The 25,113-nt window shown below is 54.7% G+C and carries 22 protein-coding genes; 3 read left to right on the top strand and 19 right to left on the bottom strand.

Annotated features, from left to right (window positions below):
* The first annotated feature begins 1 nt into the window (after position 1).
* A complete protein-coding gene (locus KKO72_RS09470) occupies positions 2-1,435 on the top strand; it encodes an oligosaccharide flippase family protein (protein ID WP_214937670.1) in 1,434 nt (477 codons plus the stop codon).
* A 48-nt stretch (positions 1,436-1,483) separates the two neighbouring features.
* Positions 1,484-2,389, top strand: a complete 906-nt coding sequence (locus tag KKO72_RS09465) for a hypothetical protein (RefSeq protein WP_214937668.1) — start codon at positions 1,484-1,486, stop codon at positions 2,387-2,389.
* A gap of 63 nt (positions 2,390-2,452) precedes the next feature.
* Here KKO72_RS09465 and KKO72_RS09460 read toward each other — a convergent pair whose 3' ends face one another.
* From KKO72_RS09460 to KKO72_RS09435, 6 genes are all read right to left on the bottom strand, one after another.
* Positions 2,453-3,748, bottom strand: coding sequence for a putative O-glycosylation ligase, exosortase A system-associated (locus tag KKO72_RS09460; RefSeq protein ID WP_214937666.1), 1,296 nt, complete (start codon positions 3,746-3,748; stop codon positions 2,453-2,455).
* 132 nt (positions 3,749-3,880) lie between these two features.
* Positions 3,881-5,431, bottom strand: coding sequence for a glycosyltransferase family 39 protein (locus KKO72_RS09455; protein ID WP_214937664.1), 1,551 nt, complete (start codon positions 5,429-5,431; stop codon positions 3,881-3,883).
* Positions 5,428-6,366 (bottom strand): glycosyltransferase family 2 protein, encoded by a 939-nt coding sequence (locus KKO72_RS09450; protein WP_214937662.1) that lies wholly within the window; start codon positions 6,364-6,366, stop codon positions 5,428-5,430. Before KKO72_RS09450 ends, KKO72_RS09455 begins: the two co-directional genes overlap by 4 nt.
* 6 nt (positions 6,367-6,372) lie before the next feature.
* Positions 6,373-6,747, bottom strand: coding sequence for a GtrA family protein (locus tag KKO72_RS09445; protein WP_214937659.1), 375 nt, complete (start codon positions 6,745-6,747; stop codon positions 6,373-6,375).
* Positions 6,748-6,756: 9 nt separating this feature from the next.
* Positions 6,757-7,395 carry a bifunctional 2-polyprenyl-6-hydroxyphenol methylase/3-demethylubiquinol 3-O-methyltransferase UbiG gene (locus KKO72_RS09440; RefSeq protein WP_214937657.1) on the bottom strand — a complete coding sequence of 213 codons (639 nt, stop codon included), beginning with the start codon at positions 7,393-7,395 and terminating at the stop codon, positions 6,757-6,759.
* Between the two features lie 40 nt (positions 7,396-7,435).
* The gene (locus KKO72_RS09435) at positions 7,436-8,302 is read right to left on the bottom strand and encodes a glycosyltransferase family 2 protein (protein WP_214937655.1); all 867 of its coding nucleotides are present in this window, start codon (positions 8,300-8,302) and stop codon (positions 7,436-7,438) included.
* 304 nt (positions 8,303-8,606) lie between these two features.
* Here KKO72_RS09435 and KKO72_RS09430 point away from each other — a divergent pair, with 304 nt between their 5' ends.
* Entirely contained in the window at positions 8,607-9,476 is an 870-nt protein-coding gene (locus KKO72_RS09430) for a hypothetical protein (protein ID WP_214937653.1), read from the top strand.
* A 10-nt stretch (positions 9,477-9,486) separates the two neighbouring features.
* Here KKO72_RS09430 and KKO72_RS09425 read toward each other — a convergent pair whose 3' ends face one another.
* The 13 genes from KKO72_RS09425 to KKO72_RS09365 all read right to left on the bottom strand — a co-directional run bounded on the left by KKO72_RS09425 (position 9,487) and on the right by KKO72_RS09365 (position 25,111).
* Positions 9,487-10,626: a TIGR03088 family PEP-CTERM/XrtA system glycosyltransferase gene (locus KKO72_RS09425; RefSeq protein WP_214937651.1), complete on the bottom strand. Its 1,140-nt coding sequence runs from the start codon at positions 10,624-10,626 to the stop codon at positions 9,487-9,489.
* A gap of 48 nt (positions 10,627-10,674) precedes the next feature.
* Positions 10,675-11,856, bottom strand: a complete 1,182-nt coding sequence (locus tag KKO72_RS09420) for a glycosyltransferase family 4 protein (protein ID WP_214937723.1) — start codon at positions 11,854-11,856, stop codon at positions 10,675-10,677.
* Positions 11,857-11,867: 11 nt separating this feature from the next.
* Positions 11,868-13,028 carry a glycosyltransferase family 4 protein gene (locus KKO72_RS09415; protein WP_214937649.1) on the bottom strand — a complete coding sequence of 387 codons (1,161 nt, stop codon included), beginning with the start codon at positions 13,026-13,028 and terminating at the stop codon, positions 11,868-11,870.
* Between the two features lie 39 nt (positions 13,029-13,067).
* Positions 13,068-14,009, bottom strand: a complete 942-nt coding sequence (locus KKO72_RS09410) for a glycosyltransferase (RefSeq protein ID WP_214937647.1) — start codon at positions 14,007-14,009, stop codon at positions 13,068-13,070.
* On the bottom strand, positions 13,999-14,826 hold the full coding sequence (locus tag KKO72_RS09405) for a glycosyltransferase family 25 protein (RefSeq protein ID WP_214937645.1): 828 nt from the start codon (positions 14,824-14,826) through the stop codon (positions 13,999-14,001). The genes KKO72_RS09410 and KKO72_RS09405 overlap by 11 nt, the downstream gene beginning before the upstream one ends.
* Before the next feature lie 18 nt (positions 14,827-14,844).
* On the bottom strand, positions 14,845-16,314 hold the full coding sequence (locus KKO72_RS09400) for an oligosaccharide flippase family protein (RefSeq protein WP_256445080.1): 1,470 nt from the start codon (positions 16,312-16,314) through the stop codon (positions 14,845-14,847).
* Entirely contained in the window at positions 16,292-17,263 is a 972-nt protein-coding gene (locus tag KKO72_RS09395; protein WP_214937641.1) for a hypothetical protein, read from the bottom strand. Before KKO72_RS09395 ends, KKO72_RS09400 begins: the two co-directional genes overlap by 23 nt.
* A 69-nt stretch (positions 17,264-17,332) precedes the next feature.
* Complete coding sequence (locus KKO72_RS09390; protein ID WP_214937639.1) at positions 17,333-19,240, bottom strand: XrtA/PEP-CTERM system amidotransferase; 1,908 nt, start codon at positions 19,238-19,240, stop codon at positions 17,333-17,335.
* 9 nt (positions 19,241-19,249) lie between these two features.
* The gene (gene xrtA / locus KKO72_RS09385) at positions 19,250-20,839 is read right to left on the bottom strand and encodes an exosortase A (RefSeq protein WP_214937637.1); all 1,590 of its coding nucleotides are present in this window, start codon (positions 20,837-20,839) and stop codon (positions 19,250-19,252) included.
* Entirely contained in the window at positions 20,836-22,056 is a 1,221-nt protein-coding gene (locus KKO72_RS09380; RefSeq protein ID WP_214937635.1) for a TIGR03087 family PEP-CTERM/XrtA system glycosyltransferase, read from the bottom strand. Before KKO72_RS09380 ends, xrtA begins: the two co-directional genes overlap by 4 nt.
* An 8-nt stretch (positions 22,057-22,064) precedes the next feature.
* Positions 22,065-23,105, bottom strand: a complete 1,041-nt coding sequence (locus tag KKO72_RS09375) for a FemAB family XrtA/PEP-CTERM system-associated protein (protein ID WP_214937633.1) — start codon at positions 23,103-23,105, stop codon at positions 22,065-22,067.
* A gap of 7 nt (positions 23,106-23,112) precedes the next feature.
* Positions 23,113-23,973, bottom strand: coding sequence for an XrtA system polysaccharide deacetylase (locus KKO72_RS09370; RefSeq protein WP_214937631.1), 861 nt, complete (start codon positions 23,971-23,973; stop codon positions 23,113-23,115).
* Between the two features lie 28 nt (positions 23,974-24,001).
* A complete protein-coding gene (locus KKO72_RS09365) occupies positions 24,002-25,111 on the bottom strand; it encodes an XrtA/PEP-CTERM system-associated ATPase (protein WP_214937629.1) in 1,110 nt (369 codons plus the stop codon).
* Between the last annotated feature and the right edge of the window lie 2 nt (positions 25,112-25,113).

The raw sequence follows: 25,113 nt of genomic DNA, 5'->3' as shown, positions 1-25,113 counted from the left end.
CATGCAGTTGCGTCGCGCGTTGTTCATTACATTTTTTTCAAGCAACGCTGCTAACGCCGTCCAGTTTGCAGTTGTTGTGGTTTTGTCACGGCTCCTCACGCCAGCGGAGGTGGGCATCTACTCCATCACCGCTGTGTTTGTGGCCATCACTATTGTGTTCAGAGACTTTGGTGTGTCCACCTATCTTCAGCGCGAAAAAGATCTGACCCCGGAAAAAACGCGCTCCGCGCTTGGGCTGCTCATTACTTCCTCGTGGATGCTGGCTGCTTTCTTGTACTTTTCAAGCGACTATGTTGCAGCCTATTACGCGCAGCCAGGTATAGGTCGGGCGCTACGTGTGCTTACCCTTAGTTTCCTGATCGTGCCTTTTGCGTCATTTGTGTCGTCCCTGTTGGCGCGCGAACTGCAGGCGGGCAAGGCCGCCATTGCTACCGGGCTTGGTACCATTGCCTACGCCGCAACTTGCATCACCATGGCCTACATGGGCTTCAGCTACATGTCGCTGGCCTGGGCTAATGTCGCCAATTTGGCAGTGACTTTACTCGTTTACACCAAGTTCATACCTGCTGGGACGTCTTTCAAACCAAGTTTTAAAGGCTGGCGCGCACCCGCCCAATATGGGGGGGGGGCAGTGCTGGGAACTTTGGTTGATCGGCTCAACTACGCTATACCCGATTTGGTCATTGGCAAAATAAGCGGAACTACAGCTGTTGGGTTATACAGCAGGGCCGGCGGTTTGGTTGGCTTGTTTCAGCAGGTGATTGGCCCGATGGTCAACTACAGTGCAGTACCGTTTATTGCCAGCAATCATCATAAAAATAACCCGCTCACGCCGCTTATATCAAAAGCAATCAGTTATCTGACGTGTCTGGCATGGCCTGCTTATATTGTTATTGGGTTATTTTCGGAACCTATTATTAAAGTTTTGTACGGTGCGCAATGGATATCTGCAGCACCAATTGTTTTACTGCTATGTATACAAGCAGCTGTCAGAACAGGCTTTTCGTTGGTGCAGCCGTTGCTGTTGGCTATTGGTAAACCTTATATTTCAGCTATTACGTCTGGTAGTACGGCGATTGCCAGATTGGCATTGATATTCCTATTGGGGAGCACTGATTTATATGACATTGTGGTTGCCATTTGTATAGCTGATTGTCTGTCAGCTTTTATATCTGTTTGGGTGTTAGTAGTCTATGCCGATTACAGCCTTAAAGATTTGTTCTTGGCACATTGGGGTAGTTTAAAGGTAACTGTAGTGGTCTTGGTAGCTGGTTTAGCTATGCATGAAATGATCCCCGCATCTTTGCCAAGTTATGTCACTATCTTAGCTGTTTCTGCAGTTTGCGGAACTGTTTGGCTAAGTAGTATCTATTATTTTAATCATGCTATCAAGGATGAGTGGGGCGACAAAATCAAAAAAATAAAATTGACTTGAACTTGTACAGAAGAATTCTGGGGTCCATTGAATTAACTTGAATTTATTATGTTAATTATTAACGATAAACCCGGTCAAATGTGTAATTGTTTATGGTCTTACGCGCCCTACATAGCATTTGCAAGAGAAAATAATATCAAGGTGGCGTTGCCTCATTTTTATAAGTACAGTGATCTTTTTTTTAATCTTAACAATACTGACGGTGTGATTGTTAAGGCACCTTTTCAAAAGCTTGGAACAGCCAAGACTCTTTATTTTTTTTATAAAATATTTGTCAAACTGTGCAAAACGATTTCAAAAAAAATTGATTTAAAAAATTTGTCGATTTACCTAAATTTTTCTGAATGGGAAAAAGAATGTTGGCCCAAATCAATTCTATTGAAAAAAAATGCACTTGTATTTGTTGGCTCTTGGAATGGTGATAGGGACAATGATATTTTTTTGAAAAATAAAAAATACATAGTAAATTTATTCAAGCCAGAAGAAAAATGTTCCCAGGAAGTTGATGCAGTTTTTTATGAACTCAGGAAAAACTATGATCTTGTGATTGGGTTACATGTGCGACGTGGTGACTACAAAACATTTATTGATGGTCGATACTATTTTGACGATGTGGTATATGCCAACTTCGTGAAGCAACTCGCGGCACAAATGCCTAGTCGTAGATTAATAACTTATATCGCATCAAACGAGACTATTGATATCTCAAGCTTCAATGGTTTGGCTGTGCATTATGTGCCGAGCAGTTCGCCGTTGACCGACTTGGAGTCGCTTGGCAGATGCGACTACATACTCGGACCGCCGAGCACATTCTCAATGTGGGCATCTTTCGTGGGCGATAAACCTCTACTTTTCTTAAAAAACAAGACGCATTTAATTAGTTTGGCAGATTTTTCACCTATCCTATATCAAGATACGTTCAGAAATGGCAATATTTTTTCTCATGATTATTAATGCCATATTTGAAATTTATTTCAAATATTTTGTTGAAATAAATTTTGACATAAATCTAGTTGGTTAATTTTTAAACTCTGCAGAATATATTTGTCGATTGACTTCTATTTTCACAACTTGCATTAACATAAATAAAATGTATGGTAGTTCAAAATAGGCGGCACTTAACAAAGCTCCCCCAATCGCAAAGACAAAAATTGAAGCCATTGTTAATGATGCCAAATCTGCCGCCCATTGAACATCCGCATTGGTATTTGAGGCATCAGCTTTAATTTTCTTATATATAAAAAAAGCGTTAAAAAATGACATTAACAATAAAGAAAAACCAATAAATCCCATGTCTCCCATGGTTTCGAAGTAAATACTGTGCGCAGCAAAATTATATGGGTTTGGTGTATCAATAAATCCAAAAAGTCCTTGCTTTTGATTGAATTGATCAGCAAGATTTGGCGCTTGCACAGCATGAAACCCCCCGCCAAGCAACGGGTTTTCCAGAGCAATAGCAGAGCTTTTCTTCCACGCTGCAACTCTTGTCATAAAAGAGTTGTCTTGCTCCGCAGTATTGATGGTTGACATACGCTCACCCCAAGAATCTGGCGCAAGTTGAAGAATCATCAAAGTGCAAAGTGCTAGAGCCATTGTCCCAAGAAATTTTCGTTTGCTATGATAAATTGTCCAAGCTGCCAATGCAATGAGGCACACCAGTCCGCCGCGGGACTGCGTTGCAATCACCGCCAATATATTAAGTGTTAGCACGGACAAGAAAAAATTTTTTACTAAACGTTTCTCTGTATAAAGATACAAATAAAGTGCTAATGGCATAACCATAGCCAATATCAAAGCATAATGGTTATTGTCACCATACTTGACAATTCCCCGAGCCAAATGTCCACCGGCACTGGAAAGGAATTTAAGCCCGTCCACCATGCCATGAAAGGTTACACCTAAAACAACCATCACCACAAAAGCATGTATGCGGAGCCGATTGGTTAAAAGCATAGGCATTAGTGCACAATATAAAAGTGTTTTCAGAAGATTGGTGCACAATTCCCAGTTGCGAGATACTCCATCATAAGCAAAAATAGCACTTAAGATGGATTGAAAGGCTAATAGTAAAAATAATATTAACGTGGCATTTTTTTTCCAGCCGACTTGTTCTGCATCTTTTTTAAAAAAAACCATCAACAGAGTTGTTATGGCGAATAGCTGAACAAGAGGTATGGTAGATATAAATCCATAAGTGTAGGACTGAATTGATATAAGTCCGGCCCATCCCCATATCAAAAATGCAATAAAACCATTTGCGAAGGCCAGCCATATCAACGCCAGCATGGCCACGCCAACCATCAAGTCACGCATTAACCACGCCTCTTGCTGTAAGCAAAATAGCCCAGGTTTTTTTCTCGGGCGGATTTGCTTGACTTATGGACATAAATACAAAGTGCAACAAAAGAAAAAACAAAACCCATAAAAATCAAACCTTCAAACACTTTAGTTTCTCCTCTCGAACATGAGTAACTGAGTTGTTTCCGGGTAGCCAAACTCAGTCACAACGCCTCTAGCAATAAATCCATCTGCAAGAATCGCTGGTGTTGGGTACCGTGTGCGCCGCACTTCCCAAACACGGGTTGCTTTTGACGAGGCAGACACAGCGTCCTCACCAATCACATAGGTGATGCCGCGGTCAATCACCTGATTGGTCCTAGGCTGCAATTTCAACGCTGAAGTTAACTCGGGGCCTAGCCGTGCCATCAAGCGCTGCCAGTTTTCGCCAAGCGGAGGCAGTACTTCAAGTGGTGACCCCCAGTTCGGAGCAACGGCATAACGGAGCACCGCCCAGTACAGATATGGCTTAGGTATCACCACCACGTCACCAGTTTGTGCACGCTTTTCCAGTTCAATCGCTATGGGTTTGTACGGACTGGACCGCTCCTGCAGATGGTTCGTGGCAGGCATTACGGTCAATACCATCACCGCAAGAAGCCCAATGCCGACCCACGTACCAAGCACAGGCCGTAACATTTGCAGGCCACCAGCTAGCGCCAGGCAAGCGAATGGCATGAGCATGGCCGAATAAACAGGCGTCTTGAACATAGGCACAAAAAACAGCCCAATTAGCGTTGCCGCCAGATAGGGGCCAGTCAGCAAGCACAAGGCCACCCATCGCGTGCGCCTATTCCACATACCCAGTAACACCGCTAGCGCAAACAGGGCGAATCCAAATGGCTTGCCGTATTCCCACTTCATGCCCCATCCGGCTACCATTCCGCCCAGATGCGTCACCACCGAGCCAGCGTCGCTATTGCCACCGGGCTCGCCCTGCGCGGGCATGCCGATCCGAATGACGACAGACGCAACCAAGGGCAACAACAAGACGGCACTGCCCAATTGGGCGGTTAGCCACTGCTTCCATGAGGCAGATCCACCGTGTTCTGAATAAACTTGTACCGCTGCAGCAAGGGCGATCCATGCCACAAAATAGATAGCAATGGCATGACTGTAGCCGAGGGCTAGCTGCACAAAAAGCACAGCAAACCAAGGCCAGTTCCGCTTGTCTGGGTCAAGCAGCGCACGCTGGTTGAGCCACCAGGTGCCCACCGCAAGCGCAGGGATCATGGCGTACATCCGCAAATTGACCGCAGCCGATGCCACCTGTGGCGTGAGTGCAAACAAAGCCACGGCCAACAGCGCTGCCGTTGTGCCAAGCCACTGGCGGCCCACCCAAAAAATGACCAAACAGCTCACCAAGTGCCAGGCAATGGAATTGAGCAGCAGGCCTTTGTCGCTATTAAAAAATAACGCCCAAAACTTGAGCTGCAAGAAATGAAATGGGGGGTGCTGGTCAAGCCGCGCAATCTCCACAAAAAAATAAGGCAACCGCTCATTCAGGAAAGCGACCTGAAAAATTTCATCTTCCCAAAACCCGTTCCACTGCAAAAAACTCATCAACACGGCCGCCAGCCCAACAATCAATGCCAATGTTGCAAACAGTTGCAGAGGTCGGTGCTTGAGCAGAGTGTTCATATATGAAACTTCTTTCATATAGTCTTCTCGATGAAGTAACGAGGCCTTTGCTTGGTTTCCATATAGATTTTGGCCACATACTCACCAAGAATACCTATCGAGAGTAACTGTATTCCACCTAGAAAGTAAATGGGTACAACTGATGACGCCCAGCCTGGTATAACCGCTTTTAGAACCACAGTGCCATATATTACAAACAGAATCATCGCGAAGCTAAAACCGGAAACCAAAAAACCTAATAAAGTAATTAGTCTCAAAGGAACGATGCTAAAGGAGGTTACCCCTTCAGTTGCAAAAGCTAACATTTTTCGCAACGGATATTTGGAAACACCCGCAAAGCGCTCAGCACGGTTGTATTTAACAGTGACTGCCCTGTACCCAATTAACGGCACAATGCCACGTAGAAACATATTGACTTCGCCGAACTGGCGCAGGGCCTCTATTGCACGGCGCCCTAGAAGCCGAAAATCGGCATGGTTATGCACCAGGTCAACGCCCATCTTTTTCATCAGGCCGTAATACATCAAAGCGGTGTTGCGCTTAAATCCTGTGTCGGTCTGACGTGAGTCACGCACGCCGTAGACCACTTCTGCGCCGCATTTAAACTCACGGACCATGCTCTCAATCACGGCGACATCGTCCTGAAGATCCGCATCTATGCTGACAATGGCATCGCCCTCGACCGACAGCAGGCCCGACAACAGTGCGTTTTGGTGTCCTCGGTTGCCTGACAGTTTGATGCCGTGCACCCGTATGTCCGCAGCCGCCAACTCCTCAATAAGAGCCCAGGTCCTGTCCTTGCTGCCGTCGTCAACGTAATGGACGCTACTAGCTTCTGATATCAATCCCTGACCAGTCAAACGCGCAAGAAGCGCTGTTAGTCGTCGGTTTGTTTCTGGTAAAACTTCTTCCTCGTTATAACAAGGCACGACTATGGCAAGAAGGATGGTCATGAAATGCTACTTTCTAGCGAAAACGAAAAACTTAAGCACAAAAAATGAGACGAACGTGACAGGGATAAGCGCAAGAGAGCCTGCTAGATAGGCATTCATATGAAAACGCATCAAGAATGCAATAATTGTAATATTACCTAAATAAATGCAGATCCAAGCAAAAATAAACTTAACAAAAGTAATGGGCGTTGCATTTTTAAAAACAATATTGCCGTGCATTGTGTAGCTGAATAATATGCCTATTAAAACAGCTGCAAGATTCGATGCTTGATATGACAGGCCCAAGAATAAAAAAAATGCATAAATAGAATAGCTGAAGGCGGTGTTGCCGATTCCAACAGCCAGGTATCTAAGTGCTTGAATGTTGATCAGCTTGTGCATTTGATTTGATTAAGCCCCAAGGTGATCGAATACAACCATCATTTCATGAAAAACAAAGTACTCACCAATAAACTCCCAGGGCCCAGGGAAGTAGCTAAGGCTTGTTTGATTGAAGCCATTACAGTGGTGTATTATATTTTTTCTGACATAAGCGCGATTTATATACGTTTTGTGTGTGTGATCTGATTTAAATCCCTTGGCGCCTGGTAAAACAATAACTACACGCCGCACACCGATCCGCATACATGCTGTAAATAATATTTTTAGTGCTGCAACGGGGTCGGGTAGATGCTCCAAGACATGAGCAATTATTAATGTGCGAAAAAAATTCTCCCGGAATGGAAGAAGTTCAAAATCTTGAAGATTTGCATTTGCACGGTGGACCGTCAATCCAGATTTTTTCAATTCACTGATCAAGAAGGGGTTGACTTCTAGTCCTTCGGAACCTTTTGGTAGCTTTTTCAATAGCTGCCCAGCACCACATCCGAAATCTATAGTAGGGCCGTCAATTTGTTTCAGCATGTTGTCAAGGTAAAAACCTTTAATGAAACGCCGTAGTGGCTGCTGACTACGTCGTATTTGTTCAATGGCATACCGGCTGTCGAACTCCCCTGCCGGATTGGGTTCAGTGGCATTGTGGCTTTGCATAGTCTTGTATTTATTTACTTATCTAGGAAATAGATTTTGATTATTTCTGTTTAAGAAAAATAGAGTAGAAAGCCAGACGCAGCCATTTATTCATTCGTGAAGTAACTTGCATCATAGACATATCTGTTGCAGTAATCGATGCACTGTGACTTGCATACATCCGCTTGGCAAAATGAATAAAATCACGGTCCTGACCACCTCCAATCGTCACGCTCCAAGATTGCGGCGAAACCCGGAACGATGCCAAACTGTCAACACAAAAATAGGCGTCACCATGTGTCAGTAGCCGAAACCAGTAGTCCAAATCAATGACGTAAGGATTGGTGGCATCAAAAGGTCCCACTTTATCCGCCAGTGTTTTGCGCAACAACACGGCGCCCGGCTCACCCAAGAGGTTAGTGCCACGGCGCACGCAGGTCCGCATGACACTAGAGCCATTTATAGGCCCTTCATGACCGTTTGGGTATCCGCGGCGTGTCAGCCGTTTGCCACTTGGGCCAATAACGTCTCTGGCGCTGAAGACCAACGCAATGTTCTGTTGGTGGTCTGCATCAAGCGCAGCCGCTTGGCGCGCCAGGCACTGGGGGTGCAGCAGGTCGTCATGAGGCAAGAGTTTGAAGTATTCGCCATTTGCCAACTCAAGGCACCGGTTCCAGTTGCCTTGGGGGCCCAGGTTTTTGGCGTTATGAAAATACTGAAGGCGTGGATCAGAGTAGCTTTCAACAATGGCCCGCGTGTTGTCAGTTGAGCCATCGTCAATTACGATCAACTCAAAGTCCGTCAGGCTTTGCGCCAAAACAGACTCTATTGCCGCGCCGATGGTCAGGCCACCGCAGTAGGTGGGGATGCAGACGGATATCTTTGGCACAGCTGATGTCTTGATTTCGTCGGCCCTGTTGGTGCGCATGACCACTCCCGATGTAGGTGGTGTAAGTGATTTGCTAGCGGGTCTGGGTACCCATTGACTTGCTAACTTTCCTTGAGTTTACTTTGTGAATCTATTGCCGCCGCAATGCTGCAACTGCGCTGCCCCACACGTTGGCAATTTTGGTTTGCGAATGCGGTAGCGATGTGGGATGGATGCGTCATAGGCATTTATGAGGGCTTCGATCCCCGGCCAATGCGACGTATGATTGAAGTGGCTTTTACCGACCTAGCGCGGCTTGCTCACTGACTTTAGCGGGGGGAACGAGAACACCAGATACAAGCCTATGGAATCAACACCGACCACCATCGTGCATACATATCGTTCCCATTGCCTGACGGTTTCACAGCCACCGGGCTTCGGTGACTTCTTGCGTGGGTCGTTTTTCTTGGCGATCTTTTGCCGGGAGAACAGGATGCTTCTGGTCATAGACTTCAGTCAGCACCCCATTGGGAAGTTTGTCCAATCGGTCTGCTTCCCTGACACATCGTCAATCACCCCCGAGGAATTTTTCAACGATAAAAAAGCGGAGTTGCTTCCGTATCTGCGTGCGCTTACTCCGGGTCAGGTAGCGCTGATCACAACGCATGCGAATGTGGTTGAGGCAGAGATTACCGATGCCGACAGGTTATTGATTCAATCGTATATGTGTTTTTCAGATGAAGTCACCAATAAAGTTGCCGCCACAATTGAAAAGATCGGCAGTCCTCACTTTGCTGTTGTGCATGTCAGGGTGGCGGATGAAGACATGCATAACCCCGACGTGGTCGTGCGTGGACTGATTGGATACATCAAGAAGAATGTGGTGCCTGTATGGGGCAAGCACGTGGTTGTTCTCTCAAATAACGGGAAGCTAAAAAATATGCTCTCGGTGCATTTCAAGCTGCATATGACTACTACCAGCGCAGTGCATCTGGGCGAGTGCAATACCACTGACCTTCATGTCAGGGATTCGCTCATAGACTTTGCGTTGCTCTCGAAGGCAAGCCATATTTACTCCTACAGCGTATACGGATGGACAAGCGGGTTCAGCAAGCATTGCTCGAACCTCTTCGACATCCCTTACACACGAATCCAGTTTCGGTCGTATGCAGCGCGCATAAAAGACAAGCTGAAAGCAATCGTGGCACGTGGCGAGAAGTTATTTACCACCTGACACGCGATAGTCAGCCGCTAAAAAGCTGCTGATACCGTTCCAAAACGGTTGCCAAGCCCAGATTTTGAATGGCGTGCATCCGGTTGGCCTCAATGTCTGGAAGCGCCCCTTTTGCTTGCCAGACGTGGCGTAAGGCGTGACTCAGGGCGAGTTCGTCGTCATTTGGTACCAGCAAACCCCGCTGCCCGTGCGCCAGTAGCTGAGGGTTACCGCCAACATCCGTAGTTACCAAGTGCAAGCCGCTGGCCATGGCTTCTTGGAGGGTGCAAGAAGTGCCCTCAGACAGAGAAGGCAACACAAAGCAGTCGAGCGCTCGCAGCACCTCGGGCACATCGGCACGCACACCAGGTAGCCACAGCCGATCAAGCAGACCAGCATCTTGCATGATTTGGCGCACCTCTGTAGCCAGCGGACCGACGCCCACAATGGCGAGGCGCAACCGGTCCGCCCCGGGTGGCTGGTTTTCCACCAGACGCACAAAGGCACGCGCCAGCAGAGGCTGGTTTTTGATGGGCTCCAACCGCCCCACAGTGCCCACCACCCAGTGGTCTTGCTTGTTGAAGGGGTAGCCGGGCGGCAGCGTGTCACCCGCTTGCCAGGGGCGAAAGCGCTGGGTGTCTACCCCGTTGGGGATAAGGTGTACTCGGCTGGCGGGCAGGCCAATGCGTTGCAGCAGGTAGCTGTGCAGTTGCTCGGACACGGTCACAAACTGGTGCACAAAGCGTTGGTAAAACCTGCGCAGGCGCTGGTAGTGGCGGTTGCTGCCATCGGGGTCAGCCACGTCCCAGCCGTGCTCGGCGTGAATGCGTAGCGGCACACCGGCCAGGGCGGCCATGGGGGCAAATTCAAGCGCGGCAATGTTGCAGCTGTGAAAGACATCAGGCTTGAGCTGGCGCAGCAGTTTGTACACGGCTGGGTACAGTTTGAAAGGCTGACCAGGCGGCTTGTGTAGGGCTATCACTTGCACGCCAGAGCGGTTGATGCGCTTGGCAAAGTCGGCATCTACCGTGGTGAGCGCCACCACGGTGTGACTGAACCGGTCTGGTGATAGACCGTTGACCAGCTGCACAATGACGTTTTCCAGCCCGCCGGCCGCGAAGCGGTACACCAGGTGGACGATATGAACAGGTTGGCGCGGCGTGGGGAGCATAGGTGTGGTTGTGTGCAGGGGTGCCGAAGGCATGGTCCCTGCGACGTTTCAGTGGTTCGCGATGATCTGCCTAAACAGCCCGAGTTGACCCTGTGTGGTGGCATCCCATGAAAAGGTATCGGCATGGGCGCGGGTTGCAGCGCGTTGGGGGTAGTCGGCAAAAAGGGTATGCCAAGCCTGCGCCAAGCCCCGACCGGAACGCTCCGGCATCAGCACCCCGGCCGCAAGCGTGCTAACGACCTCCGGCGTGCCCCAGATGTTAGTGGCAATGACCGGTGTGCCGCAAGCCATGGCTTCAAGCAGCACATTGGCCCAACCTTCGCGACTGGAACACAGGGTCAGGGCATCGGCGGCGCTGTACCACCACTTCAAATCGGTCTGCGGTACCACACCAACAAACTGCACGCGTTTGCTCACACCCAGTGTGTCGGCCTGGCGTTGCAGGGCGGCGCGGTCTGGCCCGCCACCGGCGATGAGTAGCTGCACGTCGTGTGGTAGCAGGGGGAGCGCGTCAATGGCGACAAAATGGCCTTTGCGTTCAATCAGGTGGCCCACGCTGAGCAGCAGTTTTGTGTTTACAGGCAGACCGAGTTTGTGGCGTGCAGCCTCACGGGGCTCGGGCACAAAGCGTTCCAAGTCGACACCGTTGCGCAGGGTGTTGAGCTTGTTTGGGTCGGCACCCAGGTCGCGTAGGCTGTCCATCAACGCCTGGCAAACACCGATAGAGGCGCTTGCATCGGCAGCGGCCTGCAGGATAAGCTTGCGCGGATAGGCGTGTTTGGGAATCAGGTTGAGATCGGTGCCGCGCGCAGTCACGACAAAGGGTTTGCCGAGTTTTTTGGCAATGATGCTGGCCGCCACGCCGTCAGGGTAATAGTAGTGGGCGTCGATCAGGTCAAAGTCAAAGCCTTCCTTGATCAGCTTTTTGACCACGGGAAGCGCTGCTATGGCCAGCGTGTGCGGGGCCACGTTCATGCCCACTTTGGGCGGAAGCAGGTAGCGCGGGTGATACACCTCCAGCCCATTGCGTTGCTCAAAGCGGGGGGTGGCTGCAAATAGCCCGTATTCACCAAATTGCTCTCCAGACCATGGAAACCAAGGGACAGGCGCTATGACTTTTGCTTTAACTTGGCCGGTTTTGATGAGTTCACGCAAGCGTGTTTCGACAAAAATGCCGTGAATTGGCCTCACGGCGCTGGGGAACAGGGTGGAAAACAGCAGGATACGCATGGGCGATGTGGTCATGATGCGTGCACCAGTGACAACACGCGTCGGGCATTGCCCAGCCAGGTCAGGTCCAGCCGATCAATCGTGTCATATGCGCCTTGTGCCAGGCGCGCGCGCAGCTCGGTGTCTTCACACAGGCGGGTTAACGTGGCTTCAAAGCTTCCTGCGGTCTTATCGTCAAACAGCAAGGCGTTCTGACCATCAGTCAGAACCTCGAGCAGATTGGGCTCGCTTGGTGCCACTACTGCCTTGGCCAGCACCAGGTATTCCATCAATTTGAGGGGCGAGGCGTAGGCGGTGACGGCGGGCTGCAAGGCGATATCGAAGGCGGCGACGTGTTCGGGCACGCGGTGTCGGTCGATCACCCCGGTGAAGGTGACACGCGGGCCCACGCCCAGCTGCACCGCCAGCGCTTCAAGCTCAGCCCGCACTGGCCCGTCACCCACCACCAGCAGGTGGCCGTTGATCGGGGCTTGTGGTGTGGCCAGCCAGCGCACCACTCGGTCCACGCCATGCCAGTCACGGACAAAGCCGGTAAAACCAAGCACGATCTGGCCGTGTAGACCGAGCTGCTGTTTGGCTGCCTCAGGGGTGGGGGCAGTGACAAAATGCGCCCGGTTGATGCCGTTGGGGATGACGGTGACGCGTTGGCTTGGCACGCCGTAGGCTTGAACATGCCGGGCCAGCACCTGGGTCACTGGAAGCACATGGTCGGCGCTACGCCAGGCGGTGCCTTCAGCCCAGCGCGCCAGGGCCAGCAGTGACAGGCCGCCACTGTGTTTGAGGCGTTCATCCACCAGCGGGGCGTTGACCTCCAGCAGCAGCGGGATGCCCAGCTTGCGTTTGAGCAGGGTGCCCGCCAGCAAAAACAGGTTGTAACGCTCGTAAATGACATCGGGGTTGAACTCTTGCGCGGCCTGGACCAATTTGCGGTAGGCCACCAGGGAGTAGGCGAGTTCCAGCAGTTCGTAAACAGCGTTGGGCAGGGCCGCTTTGAGGCGGTGCACCCAGCCTACTTCTCCTCCCATGGCTCCTTGCTGTGCGGCCTGTCCGCCAATGCTGGGTGCAACCACCCGTACCTCATGCCCAAGGCTGCGCAGGGCGTCAATCATTTCTTCGATGTGGACGGCCTGCCCGTCTTTGGAGGCGGTGCGGTGGTGGTAGAGGATTCTCATAAGCTTGGGGTTATCAAATTTAATAGCGCTGGGTGCATGTTACACGCTGGTTGCAGAAGATGTGATCGCAGATATCAACCAGTAGGCCCAGACCTTCGGGTGCCAAAACGCATGTTGCAATGCCTGGCCAAAAGCGTGTCGGGCGCGCCGGCGGTCGCCATGCCAGAAATGGAAGTAGGCATGACCAAAACAGATGCCAAAAAGACGGTTCTGCAGCGATCTGGCGTCGACGCTGCGTCCATCGGGCCCGCTGCCGCCCCAGCTTGCCAATGCATGCTGGAGCACCAAGTATTCGTTGTTCTCGGGGCGTGGCACCTTGGTCAGGCTGCCGGCGTGAATGCGATAACAGGCCACGGTCTGGGCCAGTTGGTCGAGCTTGAACTGGCGTGAGGCACGCAGCCAGAAATCGTAGTCTTCGCCTGTGGGAAGCCGGGTGTCAAAAACGCCGACCGTGTCAAAAACCGACCTGCGCACCATGGCGGTGATGATGTGGACCACGCTGTCGAGCAGTAGGTCGGTGTAGAGCCAGCCCGAGGGTTGGGCCAGGGCCTGGGATGTTGATTCGATCCGTGGGCAAAGCGGCACCTCGAAGCGCTTGTCAGGTGAGGCCAACCAGCGCTGGAAACCGCCAAACACAATGCTGATTTCGGGGTGGTCCCGCAGGTAGGCCACCTGCAAGCTCAACTTCCCGGTCAGCCAGAGATCGTCGGCATCGATAAAGGCAATCAATTCCCCCTTGGCCTGGGTCAGGCCGAGGTTCCTGGCGCTGGCTGGTCCGGCGTTGTGCTGGCGCAGCACACGAATGCGTGGGTCTTGCAGGCAGGGATGGTCAGCTGTGCCATCGGTGGAGCCATCGTCAATTACCAGAAGTTCCAGGTTGGTATAGTCCTGGGTCAGCACACTGTCCACAGCCTGTGCGATGTGGACCTGTGCGTTGTAGGCGGGTAGGATGACGCTGACCAGCGGGTTCTCAAGGTGCATCTGTGTGCTCCTTTAGCCAACGATTTGGGACAACCTTGAAGGCCGACTCAAAGGGTCTCCATTGACCCGGATGGGGAAACCTGGTGTGTCGGCGTGCCAGCCACTTTTTCAACACCTTCAACTTCAGCACATCACGCAGCGGGTAGTACCACCAGTGTTTGCGTGCCATGGTCTGCAGCCCCGACCAATTGAGTGATGACATGGATTGCACGGCACTCAATTCATGGACAAATGCCAGCATAGGCACCACGGCCATCAAGCGGGGGGTATATGGCAAATGATGGTAGTGGTCGATGGCACTGCGCGCGGGATACGCGCACGCCAACCTTTTTTTGGCACCTTCGAGCGTGATGCAATAGGCATGGGTGCAAAAGGGGCCAGACGACAGTGGATAACTCAGATGTGCCTTACTCAGGGGGACGGGCGCCGCCGTGTTGTAGAAAACAAAACCGGCATCACCCCGGTCGTCACTGCCCAAAAAACAATAGTCAAACTCCAGATGTTGGCAACCCGTTGCCACAAGGTTTTTAACGCTGGGATGCAGAACCGCGTCGTCTTCCAGAACCAGTGCCACTGGCAGCGACTGTTCAATGATGCGTTCATAGATGTGGATATGTGACAGGTAGCAGCCCAGTTGCCCGGGTGACATGTTCCCGCTTGGGTTGACATCCTGGCGGTACTGTGGGCTAAGCTCATCACCCCTGATGGCGTCGAACCATTCAAACTGGATGCCCAAAGCATCCAGATGCGACTTGAGGGCCGTTCGCCGAGCCGAGGCATTTTTTAAACTGACAACAAAGACGGGAACCACTTGCACGCTGTGTCTCCAGTGGCATCAGGCGCGTTTGCCAGATGCCAAAAAGTCATAGATGGTTGACTCCAGCCCCTCTGGCCTGCCTGCGGCAAACCAGGTGAGAAGGGTCCAGCTTGTGTAGGCCAAAGCGCCCAGCGTGATACTGATCGCCAGACTCCAGGCATTGCCAGGCACCCATGGCATCACCAGGCTGACCAGAAGATACATGCCGACAGCACCTAGGGTGGGGCGCAGCAGTACCTTGACCATGGCACTGAATGCAAGCTGGCAATACAAGCTGGCGCACAGTGCCGCGACCAGGGCATTGACACCACTGGCTGCAATGCGTGCCCAAACCAAGCCAGGCAGATGGAGCTGCGGCACCAACACCAGGCTGCACAGCACAAACACAGCAAATTCAGCCCACACAATGTGGTTTTGTAAACGTGTGTGTCCCCGCAGAGTCAGCAGGGTTGAGAGGGGTGACGCGGCAAATTGCACGACACCAGCCAGTGCAAACAGGGCAACATACTGGGCAGCTTCCACCCACTGGGCACCCAGCAGCAGCGCGGTTGCCGGAGTCGCCACCGCCGCAAAGCCCAAGCCCACCGGCAGGGTGATGGTGTTGACGGCAGACAGGGTCTTGAGCACCGCCTGGTTGGTGCGGGTCACGTCGTCCTGAATGGAGGACAACACCGGCAAAAAAGCCCGCAGCATGGCTGGCCCCAGTTCTCCGGTGGGCAATTGGCCCAGGTCTGCCCCCACGTTGTAGAGCCCATACTCACCTGTGGTGCCGATGCGTGCGGCAATCAGTTCGTCGCTTTTACGCAAAAAGAACCCGCCCAACCCGGCCAGCATGAGCCATTTGGTCACCGCCCAGATCTCGCCGATTTGGGTCGTGTTCCAGCGGGGGCGGTAGGGGTGCATGACGTAGCTCATGATGCAGCCACTGGCATAACCGGTCACCACACCAATGACCAGGGCCCGGTAGTCACGCAACAGGAACGCCGCAGCGACGGTAGCGACGACACCCATGGATTTGCAGATCAGGTTGTGGCGGAACTGCAGCGAAAAATTGAACTCCTTTTGCGCCAGCGTGAAGCCGATGTTGGATGCACTGCTGATGACCATGCAGGCTGCCAGCACCCACATCACCGCTTCAACGCGGGGTTCTTTGAAATACAAGGCGCTAGGATGGGCCACGCCAAGCAGAAGCAGGCCGACGGCACAACCTTCCAGCAGTCGCAAGGACCAGGCCGAATCGATCTCCGCCTGGCTGACCGCGCCTTTGCGCAGCAACGCGGTAGAGGCTCCAAAGTCCAGCATGGCCTGGATCAGGCCGGCTGTCAAGGTGGCCATGGCCACAATGCCGTAGTCTGCGGGCAGCAACAGACGCGCGACGATCAGGGTGCTGATGAAGCCCAGCCCCTTGACCATCCAGCGAGTGCTAACCGTCCAAAAAGCCCCTGATATCAGGGCCCGCTTGGGGCTAGCTTGTGGTTTTGGCGTCATGTTGCCAAACAAGGGTTGGCTCAGTGGTGTGACTTGGCATCAAACCGGTAGACTGAAATGATGCCAGTGCTTGCCTGGCCAGTATATTTTTGCGTGCTATGCGTTTGAAGTCATTTGGGTGTCTCATAGCCCACTCAAGCACCAGCTCTCGCGCAGTGGAGGGCAGCTTTGCTGGCGAGCACTGGCGCTTGGCCAGATGGTCGGCAAGTGCGGCGTTCTCGAGTTTGCCGCGCACTTGGCGAAAGTGGCGATTGACAGCAGCCCGCACATCTCGCCAGCGCCACCATTTTGCTGCATCTATTCCCCATGAAGCAGTTGGGTGGACATGGATGCGGTAGTCTTCCCAGGCGTGGTTGCCCGGCTCCAGGGCATAACAAAGAATCGCCCCCATCAGACTGTCAGTACGGTAAAGCCCCAGCGGGATGCGTATCTCTTTGTCTCGCAGTCGTTGGATTGTGCTGCCCTTGATACAGCAAAAATTGCCGTGGTAGCCGGTGTTGACAATCATGTTTTCCCTCAAAGCCTTGGCCGAGCGACCCATGGTCGGCACGCCGGTGCCTGCCAAAGCTTGGGCATTGGCGGCCACCGCATGACCCAGCAGGTCCACTGCATCGGGATTGAGCCTGACATACCCGTCGACAAAAAAGGCAATCTCTTCACCGTTCCATATTCGGTGGATGTATTGGTTCCAGGCGTTGGCTTTGTCAGCCAGCGGAATCGACCAGACCTGGATGTCGGGGCCGCCCTCATTTTTGGCGGCGCTGAGTTGACGCTGAGTCAGATCTTGCGCCAAGGCGCTGGCCAGTGCCTGGTTGCCGTTGACCAGGACATGGACCACCGCGCATGAGGCGGCAGATACCTTTGCGGAGTCGAGCGTTTGGCGTAACTGGGACAGAGACTCCCGGCAGGCAAAAATGACCACGGTCCATGGGTGCTGGCGGGTGTTCATACTAAGATCGAATACTTTTAATTCAATAGCAACGTACCCATGTTTTATAATGGTTCAAGACCTGCCTGGCTACAAAGCATCAGGCAGCTCTGCTGCCTGCCGCAAAAATGCGTCAAACATCAGCAAGGTCCACAGCGGTGCCGAGTGGTCGCGCTGGCCGCTCAGGTGCTGGCGCACCATGGTCTGCAGTGTCTCCTGATTGAAGTAGCCGGTGGCTTCCAGTTGTGGCCCCAGCACGGCTTGTTGCAAACGCTCGCGTAGCGGGCCGCGTAACCACTTGGCCAAGGGCACCGAAAAACCCATCTTTGGTCGGTACAACACATCATTGGGCAGGCTCGGTTCAAAGGCCTTTTTCAGCAACCATTTGCCTTCCTGTCCCTTGATCTTGAGCTCGCTGGGCAGGGTGGCCAGCCATTCGATGAGCTCATGGTCCATCAGAGGTTCACGCACTTCGAGCGAGTGCGCCATGCTGGCGCGGTCCACCTTGGTGTTGATGTCACCGACCAGCCAGGTTTTGTAGTCCAGGTATTGCACCAGCGCCAGCGGGTCGGTGGTGTTGGCCTTGGCCGCGTGGTGCTTGAACACTTCCTGCGCACGGTATCCGGCCAAAGTGCGCTTGAATCCTGATGAATAAAGGGTCTCGCGCTCATCTGAACGTAGCACCGAGACGCTGTGCAAATAGGCCTGGGTCGAGTCCAGCGCCAGCGCTTGCAAGGTGGTTTTGGCGCGGAACATGCGCGGCGCCCAGTCCAACTTGGGGAACATGTGGCCCAGTGCGCCAAAAAGCGGCTGGCGCAGGCCCAGAGGCACCAGGTTGCGGGCTCGTTCCTCGGCGGCGTGCAGGCGGTAACGCCGGTAGCCACCAAAACTCTCGTCGCCCCCATCGCCCGACAGGGCCACTGTGACATGTTTGCGCGCCAGCTGGCAAACGCGGTAGGTCGGGATGGCGGAACTGTCGGCAAAAGGTTCGTCGTACAGCCTGGCCAGGGTGTCGATCAGGTCGAAGTCGTCGCTTTTGACAATTTCCAGGTGGTGGTCGGTGTGGTAACGCTCGGCCACCTGCTGGGCAAAGTCCGATTCGTTGAACTTCGGGTCGTCAAAACCGATGGCGCAGGTGCGCACCTGGGTGCTTGAGACGCTGGCCATCGTGGCCACCACGGCGCTGGAGTCGACACCACCGGACAGGAAGGCTCCCAGCGGCACCTCGGCCATCAGGCGCAACTGCACCGATTCGTCGAGCCGTGCGCGCAACTCGTGCGTCGCGTCCTCACCGCTGATGCGGTTGTCCAGTGAGAAGCTCACGTCCCAATAGGACTTGGGCTCAGGCAGGCCCTGGCCGTGGCGCAGTGTGAGCGTATGCGCCGGTGCCAGTTTGTGGGCACCGGTGTAGATGCAGCGTGGGTCAGCCACGTAGCCCAGCGCAAAGTACTCCTCCACCGCCAGCGGGTCGATGCTTCGGACAAAGGCTGGGTGAGCGGTGATGACCTTCAGTTCGGAGCCAAAAATGAAGCTGCCGTCACCCAGCAGCGCGTAGAACATGGGCTTGACGCCCAGGCGGTCACGCGCCAGGAACAGCGTCTGTTGGTTGCGGTCCCACACGGCAAAAGCAAACATGCCGCGCAGGCGTTGTACACAGTCCTCTCCCCAGGCTTCCCAGGCGTGGATGATGACCTCGGTATCACTGCGAGTGCGAAACACATGGCCCAGCGCCTTGAGTTCGGTGGTCAGCGCCTGGTAGTTGTAGATCTCGCCGTTGAAGACGATGGCCACGCTGTGGTCTTCGTTGAACAGCGGCTGCTGGCCGGTGGACAGGTCGATCACCGACAGGCGTCGGTGACCAAAGGCCAGACCGGGTTCCAGGTGCAGGCCGAGTTCGTCCGGGCCGCGGTGGGCCTGCACATTGTTGATGCGCTCCATCAGCTTGGGCGCAAACTCGCGCTTGCCGCGCGTGTCAAAAAGTCCGGCGATGCCACACATAGGGTTTGCTCAGGGAGTGGGGTGGTTGCGCTGGGTGGCCTCCAGCAGCGCGATGATGCGTGTGCCATTGGCTTGCACAAAAGCCTGCAGGCGTTGTGCACCTTCGGCACCTTGGCCTTTGTCGGCGTAGAGGATCACAACAGCCGAGTCGTCGCCACGCCCCAGCAGGCGTTGCAGCGCGCCGTACAGCTTAGCCTGCATTTGGCTGGCGGTGAGCTGGCCGTTGACCCAATAGACTTGCCAGACCACCAGTCGCTCGTCCGTCGGGCTGGCAGATGCAGAGAGTTTCCGCAGTTCCTCCTCGCGGATATTGACTTGGTTGCTATCAAAGCGAATGCTTCGAGAGTTGCCGGCCACTTGTGCCCACTGGGTGTCTTTTGAGGTGACCAGCACGTTCTCGGAGCTGACCAGTTTGCGCTGGTAGTTTTGCTGGCGGTAATAACCGAGATACAGACCAACACGCTGTTCCTCTTGGACATAGCTGGAGTTGACATAGGCCGACGGGTTCTGAAACGCGGGCTCAAAAATGGGGGGCGTTTGGGTATCCGCCACCCAGTTGGCCGTCAACTCGGCCGGTGCCGAGAGCTGTACGGGGGCTGTCACGTTGTTGTGGTCTAGCGCCCAGCGGGCGGCCAGTGGCCAGGCCAGAATCACGGCAGCCAGCAGTGCAAACAGCTCAAACCAGGGACGTGTTCCAGCGTTGTCACCTGGCAAAGGTTTGTTGAGGGTGACCGAGTCGATGTCGGCCGCGCTGACACTGGGCTCCGGCTCGGACCAGCGTGCACCGATCCAAAACATCAGCAAAATGACAAAACCAAAAAACACCCAGCCGTAGATGATGTGGTCGACCCCGGCGGCCAATTTGTTGCCTGACAGGTGGCCCAGCATCACGATCATGTAGGCACGCAACCAGTTGGCAAGCACCGGGACCAGGATCGAGACGATGATGAACAACACCCTGCGCTTTGTGGACTGGTAGTTCAGGTAGGCAAACAGGGTGCCCACGGTGAGCGAGGCAATCAGGTAACGTACGCCGCTGCAGGCTTCCACCACCGACCAATTGCCTGAGGGGATGACAAATTGCAAACCCTCGCGGTAGACCGGGATGCCGCTTAGGCGCAAGGCCATCACGGTGAAGTCGGCGGTCCATTCCATCAGCTGGGGCATGGCGAATTCGCCAAACGGCACCGCAAAAAACAGGAAAAGCAGCGGGAACAGCAGCGAACGTGCTACCGTCAGCCCCAGCAAAGTTGGCACCAGCAGCGCCAACATGGCCACAAACGCCAGTTGTGTCAGCGCATTCACCGCGACAAGGTCACCTAGCAGCCAGCCAAAACCGACCAACACCAGTGCTATCAGGCCCCAGGCGCTGGGCTGGGGCTGCAGATGGGCCAGATGTGTGCGGCGACGCCACACCATCCACAGCGCCAGCGGCAGCACCAGAAAGCCGTGGGTGAAGGTCTCGGAGCGCCACCAGATGCCGACCATGGCACTGGCGGTGTCGAAGTACAGCACCACCAAAACGACCGCCAGCAAGCCAAACAACAGACCAGCACGGGGCCAGTGGTGTTGGGGTTTGAGTTGCACAGCAGGGGTCATGGATGGGCCTTCAAGTTCAAATGGGTGTCGATTTTGGACAGGTGGGCGGACCAACTGTAATCACTGAGCACCCTTTGTCGCCCGGCCGCACCCACATGGGCACTGCGCTCAGGTGATGTCAGCAAGGCACTGATCTGGGTGACGAAATGGGCCGGGGTGGAGGCGGACAACAACTCGGATTCAGACTCAGCCTGGATGGCCTGCGCACACGAGTCAGATGCCACCACCGGCCGGGCCATGGCCATAGCCTCCAGAATCTTGTTCTGAATGCCCCGCGCCACCCGAAGGGGGGCGACCACCACCGCTGCGTGCTGCAGATAGGGTCGCACATCGGGTACCGTGCCGGTCACCACCACGCCCGCGCCTGCCAGCGCCTGCACGACCGGTGGCGGGCTGCGGCCAACGATGTAAAAACACAGCTGTGGCCATTGCTGGCGCAGGCCGGGCAGCATCTCGGCCACAAACCAAGTCACCGCATCGATGTTGGGCCAGTAATCCATGGCGCCGGTAAACACCAGAGGGATGGGCTCGGGCAGACCAGCTGTGCCAGCAAAAGGCGAAGGGCGGATCGGGTCGGGGGCAAAAAACTCGGCGTCGACCCCGTTGCTGATGGCATCGACGGTGCCAGCGCTTTCCGGCGCGAGTTGCCTGAACATGGCTGCTTCGTTGTCGGTCACAAAGAATGAGCGCTGGGCGTGCTGGGCCACACTGCGCTCGAAGGCCAGCAGTCGTTCACCTTCGCGTCGGTACAGCCAGGACAGCGGCCAGCGGTGGTCGGGCGCGTATTGGGTCCATTTGGCCGAGTCCACGTCCACAAAGTCCACCAGCATCGGCACTTTGGACGACACCTGGATGTACTGCGCCATGACTGACGAGAAAATCACCACGGCGTCGATGTCGTGCTCCGCCAGTGTTTGCTGCACCCAGCGTTGCAGCCCGGCGTTTTGGTAGTAGTGTTGGCTCAATGACCGCCCGGTGAGCAAGCCAGCCAGACTGCGCAACTTGGCGCTGCGCGGGTGAATGGGCGCCACAAACAGATCCGGGCAGAGGGTGCGCACCGTGTCGAGGTAGGCCTCGTCCGCCGGGTCGTCGATGAAGGTGCCCAGAAACACCCGATGGTCTTGCGTCAAGTGTTTGAGCAGATGGTAGGAGCGCACCTTGTCGCCCTTGTTGGGCGGGTAGGGCAGGCGATGCACCAGGTAAAGCAGCTTGCCCATGCTCTGCCTCAGGCCAGGTTGCGCACAATGAACGGCCCCAGCCAGTTGGCCAGGCCAATCGGCATACGCCGCCAGGTGTTAATCAGCAGCTTGAACTTGGCGTTGGACGGGTTATTTTGCGGGATGTCGTCGCGCTTGTACAGGCGGTAGGCGTAGTGCAGCTGGGTTGGCTCAAAGCCCCAGTTTTTTTTGAAGGCGTAGGGGCCGGTGTCTTTTTTGCTGCGACCGTAGTCAAACACCTTGAGCCCGCGCGCGCAGGCGCGGCGCATCAGCTCCCAGTATTTGAAGTCGTTGGCGGCCAGGTCGCGTGCGGCTTCGTCATCCCCGGCGTAATAGGGTAGAACCTCGTCGCGGAAGTAAAAACTCAGCACACTGCTCAGCGGTTTGCCATTGGGTGCAACCACGGTGAGCACCTCGCAGTCCGGGCCAAACACCTGCATGAGCGCCTGGAAGTATTTCTTGGGCAAGGCCGGGGTGCCATGGCGATGCACGTTGTCGGCAAACAGCGCAAAAAAGCGATTGCCGTTGGGGTCGATCTCGCTGCGCAGCTCGTTCTTGATGCCTTTGCGCACCATGGCGCGTTGTTTTCGTGGTATGGCCAGCATGTTGGCCTCTTCCGTCTGCAGAATTTCTTTGCGGAAGGTCACATACAGCTCTTGTGTCGGCCAGTCGGGGTGGCGGTTGTCCACGTGGCGAAGTTCCAGGTGGTCCACGCCCAGGCTTTCGGCGATTTTCTGGGCTTCCTGTTCCAGTGTCGTCGCTGCTTGTTCGTTGCTGGCTGCCACGCCACCATAGACCGCAAACGGCAGGCTGGTCAGCGAGTTGCCAAACAGCCAGCTGTGGATATGGCCCAGTGGCAACACGCCTTCGATCTGTCCGTTTGTGTCCTCGACATACAAGAAATAACTGTCGTGTTTGAACACATCGGTGACGATGGTTTGCCAGCCTGCCCGGTGAAAAAACGTGGCCTGGGGGCAGGCCAACACAAACGCATCCCAGCGCTGGGCGGTGGTGGTGTCGTGGGGTAGAAGACGTTTAACCTGTGCCATGCCGATGTCAGGCCGCCAGCGGCAAAGGCGCAATCTGGTTTAAAAACACCTGGTCTACCCGGCCCCATTGGAAGTCACCCAGCAGGCGATCCAAGCGGGCCTGGGTGTGCCCGATGTTGACGTAATGGCGGAATTGTGACTTGCGGTCAATGCCCGCGACGCGGGGCTGATCAGGGTCGATCTCCCAGGGGTGGAAATAAAACATGCCGGGCTGTTGGTCACGGGTGTTGACACGTTGGATCAGCCAGCGCGTCACCGGGTAGGGCAGCAGCCTGAAGTAGCCACCGCCGCTGGAGGGGAAGTTGCGATCGAACAGGCGCACTGTGGTGATCGGAATCTCGGTCAGTCCGGGCCGCACTTCATAAGCAAATCGAGGTGAATCCGGCATGCCGTAATGGTCGTGCGCTATCGGATAGATACTGGAGCTGTAGTGATAGCCGGCCTCCAGCAGGTTGTCATAGGCCCACAGATTGCCTTTGCCGATGGAGAAGCTGGGTGCCCGGTAACCCAGGATGCGCTGGCCCGAGAGGTCTTCGAGCAGTTTCTTGGCGCGGTCAATGTCGTGGAAGAAGGCTTCAGGCGACTGGTCACTGGCGCGTTGGTGGCCGTAGCCGTGGCTGGCGAGTTCGTGCCCGTTGTCAACAATCTGTCGCACCAGCTGGGGGTAACGTTCGGCGATCCAGCCCAGCGTGAAAAAGGTGGCCTGGGTGTGGTGGCGCGCCAGCAACTCCAGGATGGTCTGGATGTTGCGCTCAACGCGGCATGCGCGGCTATCCCACTCGGTGCGTGCGATGTAAGGGGCAAACGCCGAGACCTGAAAATAGTCCTCGACATCGATCGTCATCGCGTTGGTCAAACTTGTTGGCATGCGGTGGCCTATGTGGGTGTGCTCGGGGTCAAGCCTCTTTGTCCGGCGCGCCACTGGCCGCCTTGACCAGCCGTTGCAGCATCACCAGGATTTCCAGGTTGATGCGTTCCAGGCGCAAGGCGCTGGCTTCCAGGCGACGCAGCCGGATGTCGTATTGTTCGGCATTCAGGGTGGCGATCTGGCCCGAGATGGCCTGGCCCAGACCCGCTGGAAGCTGTAGCTTGGCCAGATCAGCATCGGAGGCGTTGGCCGAGGACAAATCAGAAATAAAGGAGTCTGTCCAGCCAGGGCCTTCGGGGGTGGAGACGGGTTTGGACATCGAGACCGATTCGTCGTTGATCTCGCTGACCACTTCGTTGACCTCGTCCACACCAAAGCTTTCTTTGCTGGCCAGATAACCCGACAGCAGCAAACGGTCACACACCAGGTTGATGCGCCTTGGGATGCCGTTGGTGGCTTTGAAGATGGCCTCGAAGGCTGCTGCATCAAAGGCGGGTCGTTCGGGCTTGGCACCTGCACATCTGAGGCGGTGTTCGATATAACCTTGTGTCTCGGCCATGTCCAGCGGTCCAATATGGCAGGTGGCCGTGACGCGCTGGCGCAGCTGCTGCATGCCCGGGCTCTGCAGAATGGCGCGGAACTCGGGCTGACCAATCAAAAAAGTCTGCAGCAGGGCCTGCTGGCCATACTGGAAGTTGGACAGCATGCGCAGTTCTTCCACGGCGCGGTGGGTCAGGTTTTGCGCCTCATCCACAATCAGCAGGCAGCGCTTGCCTTGGCTGGTGTGGTTGACCAAAAAAGCCTCGAGTGTCATCAACAGGTCGGACTTGGAGACATCCTTGACTCGCACGCCAAAGGCCGCACCCACCATGCGCAGGGTGTCTTCGGCATCGAGCTGGGTGGTGACCAGGTTGGCAGCCACTACCTTGTCGGCATCCAGGCCATCCAGCAGGCCGCGCACCACGGTGGTTTTGCCTGCACCAATTTCGCCGGTGATGACGATGAACCCTTCGTTGCGCATGACTCCATACTCAAGGTAAGCCTTGGCGCGTCTGTGTTGTTTGCTGGCGTAATAGAAGCGTGGATCAGGGTTGATCTGAAAGGGTTCGCTGCTTAATCCGTAATAGGCTGCATACATGG

The organism is Rhodoferax sp. U11-2br, assembly GCF_018619435.1.
Lineage (GTDB): Bacteria > Pseudomonadota > Gammaproteobacteria > Burkholderiales > Burkholderiaceae_C > Rhodoferax.
The sequence above is the reverse complement of the archived record's forward strand: the minus strand, read 5'-3'. Positions and strand labels throughout refer to the sequence as shown.